Annotated in this window: 14 protein-coding genes; 4 read left to right on the top strand and 10 right to left on the bottom strand. The window is 67.7% G+C overall.

Annotation, left to right across the window (positions count from 1 at the left end; genetic code table 11):
- The first annotated feature begins 12 nt into the window (after positions 1 to 12).
- From VKV26_16430 to VKV26_16420, 3 genes are read left to right on the top strand one after another with little or no spacing between them, the layout of a single operon-like run.
- Positions 13 to 873 (top strand): GAF domain-containing protein, encoded by an 861-nt coding sequence (locus tag VKV26_16430; protein HLZ71490.1) that lies wholly within the window; start codon positions 13 to 15, stop codon positions 871 to 873.
- Complete coding sequence (locus VKV26_16425) at positions 870 to 1,739, top strand: S8 family serine peptidase (GenBank protein HLZ71489.1); 870 nt, start codon at positions 870 to 872, stop codon at positions 1,737 to 1,739. The genes VKV26_16430 and VKV26_16425 overlap by 4 nt, the downstream gene beginning before the upstream one ends.
- 51 nt (positions 1,740 to 1,790) lie before the next feature.
- Entirely contained in the window at positions 1,791 to 3,197 is a 1,407-nt protein-coding gene (locus VKV26_16420) for a DNA methyltransferase (GenBank protein HLZ71488.1), read from the top strand.
- 15 nt (positions 3,198 to 3,212) lie between these two features.
- Here the strand turns inward: VKV26_16420 and VKV26_16415 are convergent, their stop codons facing one another.
- From VKV26_16415 to VKV26_16395, 5 genes are all read right to left on the bottom strand, one after another.
- On the bottom strand, positions 3,213 to 5,129 hold the full coding sequence (locus VKV26_16415; GenBank protein HLZ71487.1) for an ATP-binding protein: 1,917 nt from the start codon (positions 5,127 to 5,129) through the stop codon (positions 3,213 to 3,215).
- Between the two features lie 36 nt (positions 5,130 to 5,165).
- A complete protein-coding gene (locus VKV26_16410) occupies positions 5,166 to 6,443 on the bottom strand; it encodes a hypothetical protein (protein HLZ71486.1) in 1,278 nt (425 codons plus the stop codon).
- A gap of 97 nt (positions 6,444 to 6,540) precedes the next feature.
- Positions 6,541 to 7,284, bottom strand: coding sequence for an ImmA/IrrE family metallo-endopeptidase (locus VKV26_16405; protein ID HLZ71485.1), 744 nt, complete (start codon positions 7,282 to 7,284; stop codon positions 6,541 to 6,543).
- Positions 7,281 to 7,658: a hypothetical protein gene (locus VKV26_16400; GenBank protein HLZ71484.1), complete on the bottom strand. Its 378-nt coding sequence runs from the start codon at positions 7,656 to 7,658 to the stop codon at positions 7,281 to 7,283. The genes VKV26_16405 and VKV26_16400 overlap by 4 nt, the downstream gene beginning before the upstream one ends.
- Positions 7,651 to 8,316 (bottom strand): hypothetical protein, encoded by a 666-nt coding sequence (locus VKV26_16395; GenBank protein HLZ71483.1) that lies wholly within the window; start codon positions 8,314 to 8,316, stop codon positions 7,651 to 7,653. The genes VKV26_16400 and VKV26_16395 overlap by 8 nt, the downstream gene beginning before the upstream one ends.
- A 159-nt stretch (positions 8,317 to 8,475) precedes the next feature.
- Between VKV26_16395 and VKV26_16390 the strand changes: the two genes are divergently transcribed.
- Positions 8,476 to 9,132, top strand: coding sequence for an NUDIX domain-containing protein (locus tag VKV26_16390; protein HLZ71482.1), 657 nt, complete (start codon positions 8,476 to 8,478; stop codon positions 9,130 to 9,132).
- 178 nt (positions 9,133 to 9,310) lie between these two features.
- On the opposite strand, the gene otsB is transcribed toward VKV26_16390, so the two are convergent.
- The 5 genes from otsB to VKV26_16365 all read right to left on the bottom strand — a co-directional run.
- Positions 9,311 to 10,135: a trehalose-phosphatase gene (gene otsB, locus VKV26_16385; GenBank protein HLZ71481.1), complete on the bottom strand. Its 825-nt coding sequence runs from the start codon at positions 10,133 to 10,135 to the stop codon at positions 9,311 to 9,313.
- Positions 10,136 to 10,143: 8 nt separating this feature from the next.
- Positions 10,144 to 11,070: an ABC transporter permease gene (locus tag VKV26_16380; GenBank protein ID HLZ71480.1), complete on the bottom strand. Its 927-nt coding sequence runs from the start codon at positions 11,068 to 11,070 to the stop codon at positions 10,144 to 10,146.
- A 14-nt stretch (positions 11,071 to 11,084) separates the two neighbouring features.
- Entirely contained in the window at positions 11,085 to 12,002 is a 918-nt protein-coding gene (locus VKV26_16375) for an ABC transporter permease (GenBank protein ID HLZ71479.1), read from the bottom strand.
- 149 nt (positions 12,003 to 12,151) lie between these two features.
- The gene (locus VKV26_16370; GenBank protein HLZ71478.1) at positions 12,152 to 14,041 is read right to left on the bottom strand and encodes a peptide ABC transporter substrate-binding protein; all 1,890 of its coding nucleotides are present in this window, start codon (positions 14,039 to 14,041) and stop codon (positions 12,152 to 12,154) included.
- Between the two features lie 532 nt (positions 14,042 to 14,573).
- A partial coding sequence (locus VKV26_16365) for an AAA family ATPase (GenBank protein HLZ71477.1) occupies positions 14,574 to 16,665 on the bottom strand: 2,092 nt, incomplete at its 5' end.

Genomic DNA, 16,665 nt, shown 5'->3' with positions numbered 1-16,665 from the left:
AAGCGAGGAACGATGGCAGACGCCGCTGGCGCCCAACCGGGTCCGGCACCGCAGAACGAGACGCCGCTGCTGGTCTCCGCGCGGCTGCGGCAGGCGGTAAACGCCGCCTCGGCCTCGATCGAGCTGCGCCAGGAGGACCATCTGCGCCTGCTCGAGGCGGTGGTCGCCACGGCCGCGCGCGTGATCGACGCCACCGCCGGCTCGCTGATGCTGGTGGACCGCACCGCCGGCGAGCTGGAGTTCAAGGTCGCGGTCGGGCCGGGCTCGCAGGAGATCAAGCAGTTCCGCGTGCCGCTGGGTGAGGGCGTGGCCGGCTTCACCGCCTCCACCGGCCAGGCGCTGGCGATCGCCGACACCTCCAAGGACGCGCGCTTCGCCCGCCAGATCGCCGAGGGCAGCGGCTACGTGCCCAGGAACCTGCTCTGCGTGCCGCTCATGCTCGGCGGCGACGTGATCGGCGTGATGGAGCTGCTGGACAAGGGCGGCGGCGCCACGCCCTTCACGCCTGCCGACACCGCCGTGCTCTCCTCCTTCGGCGAGCAGGCGGCGCTGGCGATCGACCTCTCGCTGCAAACGCAGTCGCTGGAACGGCTATTGGCCGGCCTGCTGCACGGCGAGGACGACGCCGAGCTGGCGGCGGAGATCCGCGCCGCCGTCGCTCAGGGGGAAGGCTCGCCGGGCCACTATCGCACGCTGGAGCTGGCGCGGCAGATCGCCGCGATCGCCGGCGCGGGCGAGCGGCAGGCGCGGCTCTGCTCCGCGATCCTGAACGCGGTGCTGGAATTCTCGCGCGGCACCGGCTCTGCCGAAGCCGGCCTGGCCGACGTGATGGCCGGCCTCGGCCCCGCCTTCGGGGCCGGAGGCGTGCGATGAGCGGCTTCCGGCCGGCCTGGTCTTCGCAGTTCGACCCGGAGCACCTGCCCCCCGTCTCCTGCGACCCGTTGCTCGACGGGTTTACGCCGGAGCAGGCCTGGGGCGGCAGCACCGGCAAGGGCGTGCGCGTCGCCGTGATCGACAGCGGCATCGAGAACACGCATCCCGACATCGGCGGCGCGGTGACAACCTTCTGCCAGCCCGACCGCGACGAGGCCGGCAACATCAGCTATTCGTTCGAGCCGCACGACGACGCCTTCGGTCACGGCACCGCCTGCGCGGCGATCATCCGCCGGCTTGCGCCGGAGGTGGAGCTGGTAAGCGTGCGTGTGCTGGGCGCGCGGCTCTCCGGCGCGGGCGTGGTCTTCGCCGCGGGGCTGCGCTGGGCGATCGAGCAGGGCGTGCAGGTCTGCAACCTCAGCCTGGGCACCACGGTCAAAGACTTCCGCGAGGCGCTGCACGAGCTGGCGGACATGGCCGCCTTCCGCAACGTGCTGCTGGTGGCGGCGGCGAACAACATGCCCGTGCCCAGCTTCCCCTCGATGTACGCCTCCGTGATCTCCGTAGCGGCCACGGAGGACCCGAACCCGGAGAACCTCCTCTACAACCCGACGCCGCCGGTGGACTTCGGCGCCCCGGGCATCAACGTGGACGTTGCCTGGCTGAGCGGCGGCCGTATGACGGTGATGGGCAACAGCTTCGCGGCGCCGCAGATCGCGGGGCTGGCAGCGCGCATTTTGGGCAAGCACCCCGGCCTGACACCGTGGCAGGTGAAAACGGTGCTCCGCGCCGTCTCGCGCAACGTGCGCGAGGCCCGTGCAGCCCGCGCGGACGCGGGGGAAGAGGACCAGAAAGCGGCGGGGTGACCCGGCTGCCGCGCTCCATGCCAGAGAGTCCCGAATCGAGGGAGTGCAAGCGTGTCCAGCCAGACTCCGCCAGGCGCGGGAGGCGACCGACGCTCGGCAAGCGAAGCCGCCGTGTCCGCGCCGGGCGATAGCGAGGCGCCGCTCGATCTGACGTTCGACATGCACACACGCCCGTTCGGTACGCACGCGCTGCATCCATACGCCGCGAAGTTTCCGCCGGCCCTCGCGCGCTGGGCGATCGAGCAGTTCACGGAGCCGGGCGGCTGGCTGCTCGATCCGCTCGCCGGCAGCGGCACCGCGCTGGTCGAAGCGCGGTTGCTTGGCCGCAATGCCATCGGCTCGGAGATCGATCCGCTGGCCCTGCTCATTAGCCGCGCGAAAGCAACGCCTCTGCCCCAGGCCCGCATCCTCATCGCTTGGGAAGCCGTCGTGCGCGCCTGGCAGCGCTGCCCGCCCGGCAGCGACACTGCGGCTGCGTGCGGCGTCTCGCTTCCCGACATCCCGAACCGCGACTACTGGTTTGATCCCGTAGTGCAGCACGACCTGGCGCACCTGCGCGATACCATCGGCGCAATTCGTGACCGAGCCGCACGCGACTTCCTGCTCACTGTTTACTCTTCGGTGATTATCGCGAAGGGGCCGTCCACGGTTGCCAACGCGCTCGACATCGCGCACTCGCGCGCCCACCATATCGTGCGCCAAAAGCCACCCGACGTCCGCGCTCGTTTCGAGGCGCGGTTTGCCCGGGCGCTACGCGGGCTGGCGGAGTTCCAAGAGGCGGCCCGGTCCGAAATGAGGAGCGTCGTGCTGGGCGCGGATGCGCGGGCTCTGCCGGTGCGAGGCCGTTTCGTGGACCTTGTCCTCACGAGCCCGCCGTACGTGACGGCCATCGAATATCCGCGCGCACATAAGTTCTCCGTCTGGTGGATCGGAGAGCTGCTCGGCGTCCCGGGACGCATCTATGAGTCGCTGCGCGAGCGGTATATCGGTACCGAGAACGTCCATCGCGCTGAGCGGGCGGCGCTGCGTGAGCGTGGGACAGGGCTGGCACTCATTGATCGTGTCGCCGCCGAACTCGATGCGATCAGCGAGATACGCGGCGGCCGCGCCCGGCGTTACTTCCAGGACATGCGGGCAACAATGGGCGAGATCCTGCGCGTGCTACGACCCGGCGGAGCAGCGGTGCTCGTGGTCGGCGATTCGCTGCTCGCCGGCGTCGCCGTGCCCACGGCGGCCTGTTTGGCGGAGATAGCCGGGTCGCTCGGGCATGAAGGGGATCGGCTTGTCCACCGAGACACCTATCTCCGCACCATTCGCGAACAAAATCGCCAGCTTCCGATCAAACGCGGGCGCAACGGCGAAGGTATGCGGATCGAGCGTGTGCTCGCGTTCGAGCGGCAGCCGGCGTCGCGAACCTTCGCTGTGCCGTCCGGGCTGACCGCGACCGACGTGCCTTAGCCAGGCGCAGGCCCTTCAATCGATCAGCCGTAGACGTGCCGGTGTCGGGTGAATCGATACCAAAAGCGGCTTCGTCAGGTGCGGGAAAGAGACGATCGCCTGCCCCGGGGCCAGGCCGGGCAGCCGTTGCCAGAGGCTGGCGTCGATGCCGCTGACCGTGCGCTGCAACGTGCTGACGACCTGTGGGTCGGTAATCTTGTGCAGAACGTAGGAGTTCACGAGCCCAAACACCTGCCGGGGCAGGTGCTGCGGCAGCTGCGTGACGAAGACGAGCCCGAGCCAGCGCTTGCGCCCGCGCTTCGCGATGGACGCGATCTGCTGGAAGAGGTTCGGCATCTTGTCGATGCGCTCGGCGCTCAGGAACTCGTGCGCCTCCTCTACGATGAGCAGCACGCGCGCCGGCTCGGCGACTCCGCCGCGTTCACGTTGTCGTTCCGCCGCCTGGTAGGCGCGCTCCTGTGCCTGCTGGATGCCGCGCATTAGGTCGGCGATGACGATGTTGGTCAGTACGGACATGCCGGAGTCGGAGAGATCGATCACCGACACCTGGCCCGGTCGAAGCAGATCGGGATAGCTGATTGGCGCACCCTCTCGCTCTTCGCGACGCGGTGCATCGAATACTTTCAAGTGCTGAAGACGCCACAAGCGCGATAGCAACACCCGCCATGAAATCGGACTTGCGGGCAGCTCCTTTGCGTGAACGCGGCCAGCGAGCACGTTCATGCCCTGATCGCTGCCGAGAAACGAGTTGAACGGCTCAAAACCCGACCGCTTCTCAACCGACGCCAGACAGGCTTCGGTCACGTCGATGAGAAGGGAGAGCGTCATGCGCGGATAGCCCCGCTCAAACTCATCAAGCCCGATCGCCTGCTGCTCTTCGTCTGCGTTGCCGCGCCGCGGATAGATCCCAAGATCGCGCATGATGAGCTTCGCGATCTCGTACGCGCGGAGGAAGCGCTCCTGCTGCGCCTCGGTCAGCTCAAGGATTTCGGCTACGGTGTACGGCGAGAGCCGAGCGAACTCCAGCGAGAACTCGTGCCGGTGCGGGTGGCGTGGGTTGGCGGTCTTGCGATCCACCAGGTGGTAGAGCGCCATCATCTCCGCGGGCACGCCCGCCGGCTCAAGGCCGCGGGACGCGAGGCCCGCCAGCATGCGCCGGTCGTCGGTCGGTTCGTACAGAAAGGTGTACTCGCCTTCCACATCCAGGATAACCACCGCCATGCCGGCGGCCTGCGCCCGCTGCACGAGGCGAGCCACCGTGGTGGACTTGCCGCCGCCCGTTGTCCCGAGAATCGCGGTATGGCGCGGCAGCACCTGCTTGTTCTTTGAAGGGACCGTGACTCGAAGATCGTTGTAGCCGCTGGCAAGCCCCAGCTCGATGTCGCCCTCGGACTTTAGGATGCGCGCCGCTTCGTCATCGTCGAGCACGAATGCCGGGCTGTTCGGCAACGGGCGCAGGCGCGGCGGCGAGAGCACGGATTGACCGATCTCGTCCGTCAGCTCTTCCCCCAGAAGCGTGACCTGTACGCGTCCGTGATAGGGCGGGTTGTACGGCGCACCGCGCACACTCGGCGTGACGATGACGCCCGAATCGCCACGCAGGATGTCCGGCTCCGCAAACGGGCCCGCGGAAACGACGCCGAGATAGCGCTTCTCGTCGCGGCTCATGATCCGCACCAGCGCCTGCGAAGGCGCCTGGTCGATCTTGTCTTGCGGGACCAGAATCGTCACGGTCCCGTCTTCGCTGGTCGGTAGGTCGAACATGGTAGAGCCAACCGCGCCCTCCCAGGCGGGATCCACCTGCCCATCACCGCCCGCATCGCGAATCTCGCTGGTCAGCCGATCGGCGAAGTCAGGGCCAGGTGTGGCGACCGCGGAAGGCTCCGCGCCGTTGTGGACGCGATCGTTGGCGCCGCGAGTTGGACCCGTCATCACATCACCCCTCTGCCATGCCGTTGAGAAGCAGGACTACCTCGCGCGGTAACGCCCGACGCGCTCGCTGGCCGCCATGTAGGGGCCGTCCGCACCGGCCTGCGCTGCCGAGACAGGGGCCGCCAGCGTGTCGGCGGTGAAGACGCGCCGGCAGACGCTGTCGGCGAGATCGATCAGCAGCGGGAATCCCCGGTGCTCTTGCAACATGCTGTCGGCGATGGCGATGTGCGCGGCCATGTGGGCGTGATCGACGTGCGCGTAGAACACCTGGGGCGGCGCGAACCGCCCCGCCCGGTAGACGCCCACGACGATCTTCGGCGTCACTTCATCGAGAAAACGGCCGATCCACTGGCTCGGGGTAAGGTGCTTGCCGTCCCACTCCCCGGCCATAGCCCCGTGGCTGCGGTAGTGCCCCTCTTCGGTAACCGAGCGGACGCGTTCGCGGATCGTGTCGACAATTGCATATTCCAGCGGGCGCAACGCCTGCCCGATGGTGAGCAGCATCCGCTCGCGCGGCTCGCTTGCCACGAAGACGAAGCGCTGATGTTCTTCGACCAGGCGACGGATGACGGTCGTACCGGCCACCATCAGGTCCATGTTGCCCGAGCCGGTGAGGATCTCATACGGAGCCGGGTTGCCGTGCCCCATGCGCCAGGCCGCGATCGACCGCTCAAGCAAGAGCGCCCGCTCCGCGTAGGCCATAATGCCCCGCTGCGCCAACTCGCTGAGCTTGTCCGAGGTCGCTTGCTGATTGAGCCCGCCACGTTGGTGCCGGCGGGAGAGCAGCTCGATGATATCGCCCGACAGGGTGCCGCCAGTGAGACGCAGATCGCGCCGGAAGAGGCGGTGCCCCCAGCTTCCCTGGTCGCCCCTGTAGGAGGCGAGGCTGACGCCAATCTGGTAGAGCGTCAGCGGAATCGTGTCGAACGCCCGGTAGGTGCCATCGCACGCCTCGACGCCGCCGCTGAATAGCAATCCGGTGTGGATACGCTCAAGCTGGGCCCGTTCGGCACAGTACACGCCTGCGCCCTCAGGTGCGCCGTGCTCCGGATCGCCGATGCGCGGAAAGATATCGCGGCGTATCTGGCGTGCGGCCGCGCTCTCCTGCGCGATGGCGGCTCGGACCTCGGCTTCGGCACGGTCGTGCAGACTGGCGAGATCGGTGCCTGCTGTCCAGTTGTGCAGATCCAGCACGTGGTGCAGGTCTTCGCCGAAGCCTTCCCTGAACGATGCGGGATCAACCTCGTCGACACCTCCAGCATCCGGTGCGATGGGGGCAGTGCTCCGCAGCATCTCTTCGCCCGCTTCAGCCATCACCGATCGCCTCCCGGATCGCGGCTATTCCTGTCCTATGCATCGGCAGTTGCCGCCTCACAGAACATTCCGGAGCCGGCCGCAGAAGTACGACGGCTCAAACGCCCCCGCGCAGGCGCGTCACCAGTCCGCCGGGCGCAGGAGGCGCGGGTGCGAGCAGCGCCGCATAGCGCGCCGCTGGCGCGGGAGGAAACCCGAAGGCCTCCTGCAGCAGGCGGGCGCCATGAAACCGCCATTCGCCGGCGGGAAATTGCGAGAGCAGCTTCTGCACGGCGGTGTGCGGCGCCAGCAGCTCGTAGGCGAGCAGATCGGCCTGATGCTCCGCGGTTGAAATCGCCGCACTGGCAGCGTGGCCGTCGGGCGTGCGCTCCATCAGGTGGACGTATGCTTCCAGCTCGACGCCACGCAAGACGCCGCCCACCCGCTCGTCAAACGTAGCCAAGCGTCGTCCATCGAGCACTTCGACCGCTTGCCGCCCCAGAACCTGCCGTGCTCGTTCCCGCGGCTCATCATAGTCTCGAAGGAAGTGCCCCAGCTCGTGGGCGAGCGAGAAGCGTTGCTCGTCTGGATCGTCGGTCGAGTCGATCAGGACGACGGCGCGATCGTCGTGCGCAACCGTACACGCACGCAATGGCCGGTCGCGCAGGCTGAGTCGACAAGGAAGACCGTAGCGCCGCGCCCAGTCGTCGATCTCTGCCGTCCGCAACCTGGGCAGGTACCACACCGAAACCGGCACCGCGAAGCCGACCGCGCATCGCAGCTCGCGGGGAAACGGCTCCTCGGCGCCTGCCAGCTTCCAGAAATGCTCGGCCGCCTCGATCACCCAGAGGGGGACGCTCAAGGCTGTTCCCCCTGTTCGCTGTCGTCCGCCTCGCCGCGCGTTCGATCGCGGGCTGCCAGCAACGTACCCTGCGCGGCGGGGGCGCCGCGCAGGGCCGCCAAGGCATCGCTGCGCCGCACCGCCTCGGCAAGCACGGCGCCGTCGGCGCCGAAGCGGGCGGCGATCTCCTCAATATCGCCGCGGAAGTGCGCCGGCTCAAGCCGCGGGCGCAGGCAGAGACGCAGGAGATTCAGATCGGCTCGCCGGCAGTGGAGCGCGGCGGCGAGGCCGTCGTCGTCAAGCGCTTCGCTGCGCGCATACTCGTCGAGCACCTGTCCGAGGAAGGCCGGGTCTGATGCTGTGCGGCGGGCCAGGATGTCCAGCACTTCAGCCATCTCCGACTCCGGCCCGGCGGATCCGGTGCTTCAACTTGTCCTTCATATTGTTGACCAACTCGGCCTGTTCACGCCGCGGCAGGTGGGTGATGCCCATGACCTCGGCGTACTCTGCGGTCCGGCGAACCTTGTCGCGGATCATCTCCATAACTCGGGCTTCCACGGGTGTCAGTCCATCCTCAAGCGACGGCGGCAATGGAGGCCGCGCCCCGGCGAGTGCCTCGGCCAGGGTCTCCTGGCGTTCAAGAAAACGTGCAGGATCGCCGAACTCGTTCACGCGGTGTTCCGGTGTTTCCTCCGAAAGTTCGACGGCGCGTAGCTGGTGACGCCGCTGCTTCGCTAGCTCGTTGAGCAGATCGCGCTTTGCCGACATGTACAGATACGGCTCGAGGTCCAGTCGGATCGGATCGTAGGCGGTCGGACGTTTGAGGTAGGAGATCAGTGTATCGCCGGCCGCGGTGGACCAGAGATGCTCGTCCACGTTTGGATAGCTTGCCCGCAACCTGCGAACCAGGTGATCGAAATACGCATCAGCGATGTCGGCGGATACCGTGCGCGAGCCGTCGAGCAGCCTCTGGTGGAGCGCCCGGGCCTCGTCGGCCGTGGGCAGAGATACGGCGATGGCGGCTTCCTCGTCCGTGCTCGCTTCCTCCCGCAAGTGACGCACTCGCCTGCCCGTCGGTTTTCATCGCCACGCGGGGCGCAAGGGAGAGAATGTCGCGCGATCCGCTGGCCGATTCGCGGCTTGCCGGCGAAGTAGCCATTACTATAGCGGAGACGGCGCACAGTGGGCGCAATTGATCGATTGAGGCTCGCGATGTCCGATCCTCTCACTGCCGACGCCGCGGGCGTGGCCGTCGTCGTCGTGATCTTCACGGTGCGACGCGAGGGGCTGGGCGTGCTGCTGATCAACCGCGCCGCCGAGCCCTTCGTCGGCCGCTGGGCCCTGCCCGGCGGCCTGCTGCTCCCCGGCGAGACGCTGCAGGCCGCGGCGGCGCGCCGGCTGGTGCGCGAGACCGGCGTCGCCGATGTCTACCTGGAGCAGCTCTTCACCTTCGACGCGGCGGATCAGAACGGCGGCCCGCGCGCCACCGTCGCCTACTTCGCGCTGGTAGACGAGGGCCAGGTGACCCTGGAGGAGCGCACCGCCTGGCGGCCGGCCTGGTTCGTGATCGCCGAGCTGCCCGAGCTGGCCTTCGCTAACAACGCGATCGTCGCCTACGCGCTGCAACGGCTGCAGGCGAAGCTCGGCTACAGCAACGTCGCCTGGGCGCTGGTGCCGGAGCGCTTCACGCTCACGCAGTTGCAGCGCGTCTACGAGGCGATCCTCGGCCGGCGGCTGGACAAGCGCAACTTCCGCAAGCGCGTGCTCTCACTTGGTTTCGTGGAAGAGACGGCACAGTTTCTGCGCAGCGGCGCCCACCGGCCGGCGCGGCTCTACCGCTTCTGCTCACGCGAGCGGGCGACCTTCTGACGTCGGGCGCGCGGCCCCCGTCCGCCGGTTCATCTCTCTGCCCCCAATAGCCGGGGAAGGGGCGATCGCTAAACGGATGAACGAGGCTGAAGGCGGGCGTAGATGCTCCCCTCGCCCAGGATTGGGAGAGGGGCCGGGGGTGAGGGCCGAACGGCCGCAGCGCAACCGTCGGTGACTTTCAGCGAGGGCCGGACGCGTCGCGGGCGAGCTCGCGCAACGTGTAGGCGAGGAGCTGGCGCATGCCGTCAACCCCTTCGACCGTGTAGTCCGAGGCCCGTTCCACCAACGGCGAGGAATCCGGGTGCAGCACGCAGACGGCGATGCCATCCACGCGGCCGCCGCGGCGCAGGTCGCGCACCGCCTCGAACGCCTCGACATCGGTCACGTCGTCGCCGGCGTAGATCAGCCCTTCCAGGCGGAAGCGGTTGACCAGCGAGCGCACCGACGTGCCCTTGTTCAGGCCCAGCCGCGGCCGCAGCTCGATCACCTTGACCCCTTCGAGCAGGTCGAAGTGCGCCGCCGAGCCGGAGGCGGCGATACCGCGCAGGATGTCGGCGCGCGCCTCGGCGGCGTCGCGCGTGAGGCGGTAGTGGATCGCGAGGCCGGTGCCCTTCTCTTCGAAGAGGATACCGTCGATGCGGCGCAGCGGCGCCAGCTCGACCATCGCCCGCTGGGCGAAGCGCACGTACGGCCGCACCGAGGCATCCAGTTCCTCGCGGCCGTCGATCCAGCTCGCCAGTCCGTGCGAGCCGACGTAGCTGAGGCTGTCCACGCCCAGCATGCGCCGCGCATCGACCAGCGTGCGGCCGGAGACGATCACGACCTGCACGCGCCGGCTCAACTCGCGCAACAACGTGCGAATGTCGGCGGGTACCACCGCTTCGAGCGGCGTGGCGGCCAGTGGGCTGATCGTGCCGTCGATGTCGAGGAAGAGGCCGAAGGGGCGGCGTGCCAGCAGGCCACGCAGCCGCGCGGCGTCCGCCGGTTCGGCTTCAGTGGACATTGGGGCCGTCAGGCGCCGCGCGTACGCGGGTCGAGCGCGTCGCGCAGGCCGTCGCCGATGAAGGTGAAGGAGAGCATCAGCAGGCCGATGGCCAGCGCCGGGAAGACCACGATCCAGGGGTTGACGCTGACCAGCGTGTAGCCGTCGTTCACCAGCCGGCCGAGGCTGGCCGTCGGCGGCGGCAGGCCGATGCCGATGAAGGTCAGCGCCGCCTCGGCGAAGATCGCGGCGGGAATCGCAAAGGTCAGCGCCACGATCACCGGCCCCAGGGTATTCGGCAGGATGTGCACGACGACGACGCGTAACTGTGAGGCGCCCAGCGTGCGCGCCGCGGTGACGAAATCGCTCTCGCGCAGGCTCAGCATCTGGGCGCGCACCAGCCGGGCGATGCCGGTCCAGGCGACGAGCGAGATCGCCACGATCACCTGCCAGCGGCCGCCGCCGAACGTCGCCTGGATGAGGATGATCAGCAGCAGGTCGGGAAAGGCGTAGGCGACGTCGGTGGCCCGCATGACGATGTTATCCGACCAGCGGCCGCCGAGCGCCGCCAGCGTGCCCACGCTCAGGCCGATGAACAGGTCGATCGCCGCCACCACGAAGCCCACGAGCAGCGACACCTGCAGGCCGACGAGCACGCGGCTCCAGTTGTCGTGGCCGAGCGGATCGGTGCCGAAGAAGTGCCGCAGGCTCGGCCCCTTGTTGATCTCGCTGTAGTTCTGGTACGAGTACGGCTCGTAGCGATCGAGGCTGATGCCGAAGGGCGTGTGGGCCAGCAGCGCGAGCACAATGAACAGCCCGACCACGGCCAGCCCGACGAGCGCGAGGCGGTTGCGCGACAGGCGGCGCACGGCGTCGAGCCAGAGGTTGCGCTGCTTGCCGTAGACCTCGCCGGCGCCGAACGCCGAGATCGCGGCTTGCGATGATGCTGTTGCCATCCTGCCGCCCCCGCCTAGCTGTAGCGAATGCGCGGATCCACGGCCGCGTACAGAACGTCGACGACGAGATTCGCCAGCACGATCACCAGCGCGTAGAAGAGCGTCGTGCCCATGATCACGCCGTAGTCGCGGTTGAACACGCTCTGCACAAACTCCCGGCCGATGCCGGGGATCGAGAAGACGAACTCGATGATGAACGAACCGGAGACCAGCGCGGCGAAGATCGGACCGAGCACGGTGAGCACCGGAATCAGCGAGTTGCGCACGATGTGGCGCAGATCCACGATGGGCTCGCTCAGACCCTTCGCCCGCGCCGTGCGCACGTAGTCCTGGCGGATCACTTCCAGCACCGACGAGCGGGTAATGCGCGAAATGTAGGACGCCGGCAAGAAGGCCAGCGACAGCACCGGCAGAACGGAGTTCTTCCAACTGCCGAAGCCGATCACGTTGAACCAGTGCAGTTTGACCACGAAGATGATAATCAAGAACATCGCGATGATGAAATTTGGAAAGCTTGCGCCGATGGTGGCGAAGAATACGGCGATATAGTCAAGTGGGCCATTCTGATTAAAGGCGGCGACCGTGCCGAGCGCGAGTCCGATCACGGTGGCGACCACGAAGGCGAGCACACCAAGCTCCGCCGTCTTCGTCAGCCCCTTCTTGATGATGTCCGACACCGGCCGGCCGCGCTGCGCGAAGGAGACGCCGAAATCGCCGCGAACGATGTTCTTCAGGTAGAGGCCGTACTGCTCGAACAGCGGCTTGTCGAGGTTGTACTTCTTGTTCAGGTTGGCCTGCACCGACGGCGGCAGCGGCCGGTCCTGCGACCAGGGTCCGCCGGGCACGTTGTGCATGAGCAAGAAGGTGATCGTGGCGACGAAGAAGAGCACCGGCACCAGCCAGAGCAAGCGACGCAACAAATACCCGGTCACTTCCTCGCCTCCCGCGCTGCCCGCTATCCCACTACAACATAAACGTGCGGCAACCTGCTGGTGGACGCCGCCGGCTCAAGCATAGGCGGAAGAGCCTGCCGGAAGCGTACTCCGCTTCCGGCAGGCCTTACTCCACCGTCTGGCGCCCGTTATTTGGCGATGTAGGTCGATTCGAACAGCTCGCTGCCGAACCAGCTCGAGTCGATGCCGGTGCCGACCATGCCCTTCACTTTCGGCTTGAACAGCTGCACCAGTTCGCCGTGGTACAGCCAGCCGCCGGCCGCATCCGTGAGCATGATCTTCTCCGCCGCGCTCCACAGCGGCGCCTGCTTCTTCGGGTCGATCTCGGCCAGCGCCGTCTTCACCGCGGCGTCGAACTGCGGGTTCGAGTAGCCGGGCTTGTTCAGCGAATCCCCGGTCGTCCACAGGCCGGGCAGCCAGTCGTCGGCGTTGGGGTAATCCTGCACCCAGCCACCGTAGAACAGGCTGAACTGCTTGTTGCTGTAGCGCGAGGAGCGCGTCTTGCTGTCGACCAGGTCGGCCTGAATCGTGATGTTCAGGTTGTCCTTGATCTGCTTCTGCAGGAAATCGAACAGCGTCTTGTTGATCGGCGTATCCGTCAGCAGCAGCTTCACGTCCGGGAAACCCTGGCCGTTGGGATAGCCCGCGTCGGCCAGCAACTGCTTCGCCGCGGCGGGGTCGAACTTCTGGATCTCTTCATTCGCCTTGTCGTAGCCGGGCAGCCCCGGCGGCAGCCAGGTGGCGGCCGGCGTGCCGATGCCGCCGTAGACGGCCTTGATCAGGTCGTCGCGGTTGACGGCCTTGGCGAAGGCCATGCGCACCTTGGCGTTGTCGAACGGCTTCTGCGTGTTGTTGAACTCCCAGCCGCGCGTCTCGGCCCGCGGCTCACGGTGGATCTGATCCTTGAGCGAGGCATCGTTCAGGATCTGCTGCGCCTGCTGCGAGGGCACGGACGCCACATCGATCTCGCCGTTCTTCCAGGCGTTCAGCGCCTGCACCGGGTCCTCGATCTCGCGCAGGGTGACCGTCTTGATGATCGGCTTCGGGTCCATCGTGTAGTTCGGGTTGGCGGCGAGGGTGATGTGGTCTTTCTCGGCGTTCTCTTTCAGCACGTAGGGGCCGTTGCCGACGATGTTCGCCGGATCCGTCCACTTGTCGCCGAACTTGTCGATCACCGACTTCTCGACCGGGTACATCGTCCACAGCGCCATGCGCGTGAGGAACGAGCCGCTGGGCTTGGTCAGCTTCAGCTCCAGCGTCGTGTCGTCGACGGCCTTCACGCCGATCGCATCACGCATCTGCTGCAGCTCGGCATCGGACGGCGTCTTGGGCTTGTCCTTGGTGCCCAGCGCTTCGTTGTAGGCCTCGGCGCCGACGATGTCGTAGAAGAAGCTGGCGTAGTTGCCGGCCAGCTTCGGGTCAAAAGCGCGCTGCACCGTGTAGGCCATGTCCTTGGCCGTCAGCGGATTGCCGTCGCTGAACTTCTGGCCGGGCTTCAGCTTGATCGTGTAGGTCATGCCGTCGGCCGAGATGCCGCCGTTGTCTTTGCTTGGCATCTGCGCCGCCAGCGCCGGTACAACGTTCGAGTCCTTGTCGAAGTAGAAGAGGCCGCGCGCCAGCAGGTGCTCGACGGCGATGTCCTGCTCGAACTCGGAGACCTGCCAGTCCAGCGTCTCCGGCACCGCGCCCAGGTTGATCGTGATCTTCTGCTGATCGTCCGGCGCCGCGTCGGCCGGCTTCGCGCTGGCGGCCGGCGCTGCCGGACTCGCGGCGTTGGCGGCAGCCGAGGGCTTCGCGGCCGCACTGGCCGCGGCGGCGGCAGGCGAGCCACCGGTGGGCGCCGCGGCCGCCGCGCTGGCAGAGGGCGCCGCTGCCGCCGCTGCCGCGCTGGCGGACGGCGCCGCGTTGGTCGCCTTGCTGGTCTTGTTGTTATTGCTGCTGCCGCAGGCGAGGCCGAGCGCGGCCACCGCTACCATGACGCCGGTGAGCAATACCGGCGATCGTTTCTCGCGGAGCATGAAGCACTTCCCTCCTGTTTGACGTCCACGGGCAGATCCCGCACCGATTGGCAGATAGAAAAGCATAGATTTGTGTTAGCCGCAACTCTCCTTTCGTGGCCAACGGCGCGCGGGGCCGCAGGGCGCCCGCCCGTCAGTTTTTCAGCAATCTTTCAGGTGGCACTTACCATACGCGCGCCGCCCAGCGTGAACAAGCCGCTTGCGGATGAGCGGCGGGCGCGGGAGTGGCCCTCACCCTCACCTCATCTGTGTGGCCCCTCTCCCTCTCCCAATCCTGGGCGAGGGAGAGGGGCGATCCTGGGGAGGAAGGTCCGAGGCGGGATCGGGTTAGCAAGCTCCTGCAGGGGCGCATGGCGTGCGCCTGTCCCGGCGGCGCCGCGCCACACCGCGGCCGGTTTGCCGGTGCCAGCACCGCCGTCCCCGCTCTCCCAGAACTGGGAGCGAGCAACGGCGGAGTGAGGGCTTGTCCCCGACGGCGCACAAAAGGGGCGGCGCGTCTCCGCACCGCCGCTTGAATTACCGGCTCATTCCCTTACGACGAGCGCACCGCTTCGCCTTGGACCACGCCCGGCTCGCCTTCGGCCTTCGCTGGATGCTCCGCCTGGAAGCTGAGCGCCCCGCCTGCGGCATCGACCGTGATCCGATCGCCGTCGCGGAAGTCGCCCTGCAAGACGCGCAACGCCAGCGGGTCGAGCACCAGCCGCTGCACCGTGCGCTTCAGCGGGCGGGCGCCGTACGTCGGGTCGAAGCCCTCACTGATCAGCAGTTGCTCCGCCGCCGGCGTGAAGCTGATGCCGATGTGCCGCTCCGCCAGGCGCCTGGCCACGCCGGCGAGCTGGATCGCGATGATCTTCGCCAGGTGCTCGCGGCTGAGGGCGTGAAAGACGATGATCTCATCCACGCGGTTCAAAAACTCCGGCCGGAACGCCGCCCGCAGCGCCTCCAGCACGCGCTCGCGCACGGCCGCGGTCACGTTGCCACCCGCCTCGGCGATGTAGGGGCTGCCGATGTTGCTGGTCATGATCACCACGGTGTTCTTGAAGTCCACGGTGCGGCCCTGGCCATCGGTCAGGCGGCCGTCGTCCAGCACCTGCAGCAGCACGTTGAAGACGTCGGGGTGCGCCTTCTCGATCTCGTCCAGCAGCACCACGCTGTAGGGCCGGCGCCGCACCGCCTCGGTGAGCTGGCCGCCCTCGTCATAGCCGACGTAGCCGGGCGGGGCGCCGACCAGGCGCGAGACCGTGTGCTTCTCCATGTACTCGGACATGTCGATGCGGATCATCGCGCTCTCGTCGTCGAAGAGGAACTCGGCCAGCGCCCGCGCCAGCTCGGTTTTGCCCACGCCGGTGGGGCCGAGGAAGATGAAGCTGCCCAGCGGCCGGTTCGGGTCCTGCAACCCGGCGCGCGAGCGGCGCACGGCGTTGGCCACGGCGGTGATCGCCTCGTCCTGGCCGATCACACGCAGGTGCAGCCGCTCTTCCATCTGCACGAGCTTCTGCAGCTCGCCTTCCATCAGCTTGCTCAGCGGGATGCCCGTCCAGCGGCTGACCACGGTGGCGATGTCCTCTTCGCCAACCTCTTCCTTGACCATGCGCAGGGCGCCGACCTCGGCTTCCTGGTGCGCGAGCTGGCGGCCCAGCTCGGGTAGCTCGCCGTACTCCAGCCGCGCCGCAGCCTCCCAGTCGGCCCGGCGTTTGGCGGCATCGATTTCAACCTGTAGCCGCTCGATGCGCTCTTTCAGACCGCGGATCGACTGCACGACCGCCTTCTCGCGCTGCCACTGGCTCTTGAGGGCGCTGCTCTGCTCCTTGAGGTCGGCCAGCTCCTTTTCGAGATTCACCAGCCGTTCTTTAGAAGCGGCGTCGTGCTCGCGCTTCAGCGCCTCGCGCTCGATCTCGAGCTGCATGATGCGCCGCTCGGTCTCGTCCAGCGCCTGCGGCATCGAGTCGATCTCCATGCGCAGGCGGCTGGCCGCCTCGTCGACGAGATCGATCGCCTTGTCCGGCAGGAAGCGGTCCGCGATGTAGCGGTGCGAGAGCACGGCCGCGGCGACCAGGGCGCTGTCCTTGATGCGTACGCCGTGGTGCACCTCGTAGCGCTCCTTGAGGCCCCGCAGGATGCTGATCGTGTCCTCCACCGTCGGCTCGCCCACCAGCACCGGCTGGAAGCGGCGCTCCAGCGCGGCATCCTTCTCGATGTGCTTGCGGTACTCGTCCAGCGTGGTGGCGCCGATGCAGTGCAGCTCGCCGCGGGCCAGCATCGGCTTGAGCAGGTTGCCGGCGTCCATCGCGCCTTCCGCCTTGCCGGCGCCGACGATGGTGTGCAGCTCGTCGATGAACAGGACGATCTGCCCCTGCGACTCCTGCACCTCCTTGAGCACCGCCTTGAGGCGCTCCTCGAACTCGCCGCGGAACTTGGCCCCGGCGATGAGGGCGCCCATGTCGAGGGCGACGATCTTCCGGTTCTTTAAGCCCTCCGGCACGTCGCCGCGCACGATGCGCTGGGCCAGTCCCTCGACGACGGCGGTCTTGCCGACACCGGGCTCGCCGATGAGCATGGGGTTGTTCTTGGTGCGGCGCGACAGCACCTGGATGACGCGCCGAATCTCCTCGTCGCGGCCGATG

This window comes from Dehalococcoidia bacterium (assembly GCA_035310145.1).
Lineage (GTDB): Bacteria > Chloroflexota > Dehalococcoidia > CAUJGQ01 > CAUJGQ01 > CALFMN01.
This window is presented reverse-complemented; position numbering and strand designations above follow the sequence as displayed.

Excerpts from the sequence above, each read along its gene's own strand:
- VKV26_16430 (HLZ71490.1), top strand. The coding sequence starts at position 13 with ATGGCAGACGCCGCTGGCGCCCAACCGGGTCCGGCACCGCAGAACGAG.
- VKV26_16425 (HLZ71489.1), top strand. The coding sequence starts at position 870 with ATGAGCGGCTTCCGGCCGGCCTGGTCTTCGCAGTTCGACCCGGAGCAC.
- VKV26_16415 (HLZ71487.1), bottom strand. The coding sequence starts at position 5,129 with ATGACGGGTCCAACTCGCGGCGCCAACGATCGCGTCCACAACGGCGCG.
- VKV26_16410 (HLZ71486.1), bottom strand. The coding sequence starts at position 6,443 with ATGGCTGAAGCGGGCGAAGAGATGCTGCGGAGCACTGCCCCCATCGCA.
- VKV26_16400 (HLZ71484.1), bottom strand. The coding sequence starts at position 7,658 with ATGGCTGAAGTGCTGGACATCCTGGCCCGCCGCACAGCATCAGACCCG.
- VKV26_16390 (HLZ71482.1), top strand. The coding sequence starts at position 8,476 with ATGTCCGATCCTCTCACTGCCGACGCCGCGGGCGTGGCCGTCGTCGTC.
- otsB (HLZ71481.1), bottom strand. The coding sequence starts at position 10,135 with ATGTCCACTGAAGCCGAACCGGCGGACGCCGCGCGGCTGCGTGGCCTG.
- VKV26_16380 (HLZ71480.1), bottom strand. The coding sequence starts at position 11,070 with ATGGCAACAGCATCATCGCAAGCCGCGATCTCGGCGTTCGGCGCCGGC.
- VKV26_16370 (HLZ71478.1), bottom strand. The coding sequence starts at position 14,041 with ATGCTCCGCGAGAAACGATCGCCGGTATTGCTCACCGGCGTCATGGTA.